We start from the raw sequence: 3,382 nt of genomic DNA, 5'->3' as shown, positions 1-3,382 counted from the left end.
TTGGGTAAGATGTGTGTATGTCATTTCGGGCAACTTTGACTTGGAGGTCTGGAAGGCCGGATGCTACTGCATCTTCCCACCTTTAACCATTTATCTTCAGTTGCACTTCATAGTTGAACTCGCGTTTTTAAATTTCGGATCATTTTTTGGAAACCTAGAAATAGTCAAAACATTCTCAAAATTTTGCCCACTTTTTGTTTCTGCTTTTTTCCATAAATCACCCATAGTGGGGGCTAGTTTTTTTCCATTGATTGGCTCTCTATCGCTTACAAGACTATCTTTGTCAATATTGACGTGCAGTGATGTTCCGAGTCCAGTCAAAACAACAAGGTTTTTGCATCTAAATGCATCAGAAAGAACTCGCTTTATTTCCTCTTTTGCGGGATCTCTCTGATTCTCCTGGTCGGCATCCACTGCGACATTCTTAGTTTCTAACCACGACCCATTGCTTTGAAATGAAAAAACTTTCATGAATATTCCTTAGATGTAATCGTGAATTTTTATTTGCCATTCGCTCATCAATAGCAGGTCACAAGAAATGGTTGTGCTGTCATCAAACACAAGTTCAAGTTCTCCTGCTTTCTTGACTCTTTCAACTTTGAAATTGTCATTGATAGTGTCCAGCAGTTTTTTCTTGTATTTGGTGTCAAGGTTTCCGTCTAACTGGTCGCCCTTGGTTTCAATCACAACCACTCGTTTATCATTCACTGCAAAAATAAAGTCTGGATAAATTTTGTTCTTTCTCCATCCTTGAACAAAGTATTGCCCTGATTTGGCTACATTCCTATGCCACCAAACAAGAGCTTTGTGTTCGTCCAGATAGCAAGCAAAGTCCTGTTCATCATTGTTGAACTCAAGTCTGTATGCTGGTGCAAATAAACTCTTTTCAACTACATCACCATTGGTTCGTGTGAGCTTTTCTGAATTTTCAGCAAGGTCAGTCCACATGGATTCAGGCATTTCCCAATTGTGAATGTCTGTCCTTAATCTGAACTGGATGCTCTCATTGGCAACTTTACTAATAAAGATTTGCTCTGCATTTTTATCTCGTTCTGCAACAAGATACTTTCTCAATTCCTCAAGAATGAAACTTGAAAGCAAGCCAATCTTGTTTTCATCAAATCCTCGTTTTTCAAGTCCTTTGATGATTTGTGCAATCAATCCTCTTGCTACCCAAGGATTAGGCACAATGTCTGCAACAATTCTGGTTGCATAAACAGGGTCAAACAAACTGATTTCATCAATCGCTCTTGCTTGTGCTGTTTTGAAAAACTCCCCATCATCACCATCACTCAAAGTTATCTGAGTCATCTGTGATTTGATGAGTGTTATGTTTTCAGGGATTGATTCAATCAATGGTTTGATGTCAATGGCACTCCATTTAACATCCATCAAAATATCCTGCTCGTAGTTGAGTGGTCTGATGTTTGCACCATCTACAAAATTCACAACAGGCATGTAAATTTTTACCTGTTCAAATCCTTTTCTACGGGCTATTTTTCTTGCTGTGTTTGTCTTTGCTCCTGAACCATCTGATTCACGGATTTCTTGAACAAGGTCAGCCATACCATCTTTTTCAAGACTATCCTTGATACCTGCAACAACATCTTTAGTATTTGTATGGTGACAAAATACATAGCACTGGTCTAACGCATCAATATTTGTTTTGTTTGCATAAGGCTGTCTCAGAATCCGTCCAACAAGCTGAGTCATTGCCGATAGGTTGGAACTGGCTGACAATGAACAAAGCACATAGGCAAATGGGCAATCCCACCCCTCCTGCAATGCTTGCTTTGTAATAATGACTCTGATTGTGTTTGTTTGGCTGAGTAAGTTCTGATTCTCAGGTTCTTTCAGGTCATTAACCTCTGATGTTTTAATAGCGATTTCTCGCTCTGTAAGTCCTGCTGTTAGCAAGAAATCCTTAGCATCCTCTGCATGAATAAAACCTGCCTCTCGTTGGTCTTTACCAGTTCTCTCAACTTGAACAAGCAAGATTGGTCTGATGTAGGTTGCTGTGTTGCTCAAGAGCTTGTCTGCATCACCTTGTAATTTATTAAGGTGTTCCAGGCTCTCCCGTAAACAATCTCTCCAATCATCTCCTGCTTTTACTTTTAGGTTGATTGGCAACTTAATCATGTCCTCTTTGGCTAAGTCTGAACCTCTGACATCAACAAGCCAATTTGAATAGGTTGGTGGTGTGCCATTATCGGTTGTTTTGTCTTTTGGAGTGGCTGATAGCTCAATTACAAATGACGGATTGAATCCATACACTGTATCAAGTGCTTTCTGACTGAATGCCTTGTGTCCCTCATCAATCACTACAACAGGTTTAATAAGTCTCAGGACATTACCTAAGCTGTCATGGATAACTGAACCCAATTGGGCTGTGCTTTGTTGGTTGTAGCAGGATAGGTTAGGAATGGCTTGTAAAAGGCTGTAGTGAGCCTGAAAATCATCCTCAAAGGGAAAGAACCCATGCACATTGCCCCTGTCCCTAAAGAATCTTAAAGTCTCTTTGGTTTCACGGTTAGCAGACTGCAACATCAGCAACATGACACATAAATGAGTGTCAAAGTCCTGCTTGTTTAATGGGTCATCTTTCTCATAAATTTTGGTTCGTCCTGCTGATGCTCGGTCAAGAATTTGTCTGAAAGGATGTTCTCTGTTTGTAAGTTGTCGTTTGGTTTGGCTGTAGATAGCCTCATTGGGAACAATCCACAAAACCAAGCCTGTATTACTGCTCAGGTATCGCCCAAAAACCTTGCTCACTGATGCCGCTGCAAGCAAGGTCTTACCTCCACCAGTAGGAATTTTTAAAGTAAGGTTTGGGACTTGCTTACCTGTTCCATCAAAACGTGGGCTATATGGAATGTTCTCTCTGATTTTGGGTAATAAGCCTTTGCTTTTTTGTTCTGCCCAAGCATCACCACAAAAATCAGGAACAGGTATCTTTAACTTTGGATTTGCAAGTTTCAATTGTTCAACCTCAATGGCATTAGCTTTTTGAGTTCTAAGCTCATCAAGGTATGCATCAAGTTTGTTCAAGACATCATCTTGAAAGTCTTTAAATTCCATTATTATTTCTCCACTCGGTAGAGTGCAAAAGGTAATGGTGCAAACTCAACCCCAAGTGGTAGCAATGTCTTGTTTGGCACATACTTTGCTGGTGCAAAAACAAGGTGTTTTTTATTTTTTTTCTTTGAAATTTTTTCTGCAAAAGATAAAGTGAGTGCAGCATCTTTTGATTTAAGAGTAAGCGTCCGACGCAACCATCTAGCAATGATGAAATGAACGCGCCACACTCCTTCGTTTCAAAGTTAAGGAGAAGGCATGAGCCACGACCCAATACAAATATCGCTATGGAATCAACGCCTGCAGG

The 3,382-nt window shown here is 40.1% G+C and carries 3 protein-coding genes; all 3 read right to left on the bottom strand.

Translation table 11 applies throughout. From position 1 onward, the window contains the following. Positions 1-96: 96 nt before the first annotated feature. Entirely contained in the window at positions 97-471 is a 375-nt protein-coding gene (locus ACO0K1_RS19920) for a hypothetical protein (RefSeq protein ID WP_423028913.1), read from the bottom strand. Positions 472-480: 9 nt separating this feature from the next. Next, positions 481-3,078 (bottom strand): DEAD/DEAH box helicase, encoded by a 2,598-nt coding sequence (locus tag ACO0K1_RS19915; protein ID WP_423028911.1) that lies wholly within the window; start codon positions 3,076-3,078, stop codon positions 481-483. Beyond that, the coding region (locus ACO0K1_RS19910; RefSeq protein WP_423028909.1) for a hypothetical protein at positions 3,068-3,382 on the bottom strand (315 nt) is incomplete at its 5' end. The genes ACO0K1_RS19910 and ACO0K1_RS19915, both read right to left, overlap by 11 nt.

This window comes from Undibacterium sp. SXout20W (assembly GCF_049340285.1).
Lineage (GTDB): Bacteria > Pseudomonadota > Gammaproteobacteria > Burkholderiales > Burkholderiaceae_D > Undibacterium.
Note: the sequence above shows the minus strand (reverse complement) of the source record. Positions and strands in the feature narration are given on the sequence as shown.

What these genes read in the sequence shown, in the direction of transcription:
- ACO0K1_RS19920 (WP_423028913.1), bottom strand. Translation starts at nt 471, where the DNA reads ATGAAAGTTTTTTCATTTCAAAGCAATGGGTCGTGGTTAGAAACTAAG.
- ACO0K1_RS19915 (WP_423028911.1), bottom strand. Translation starts at nt 3,078, where the DNA reads ATGGAATTTAAAGACTTTCAAGATGATGTCTTGAACAAACTTGATGCA.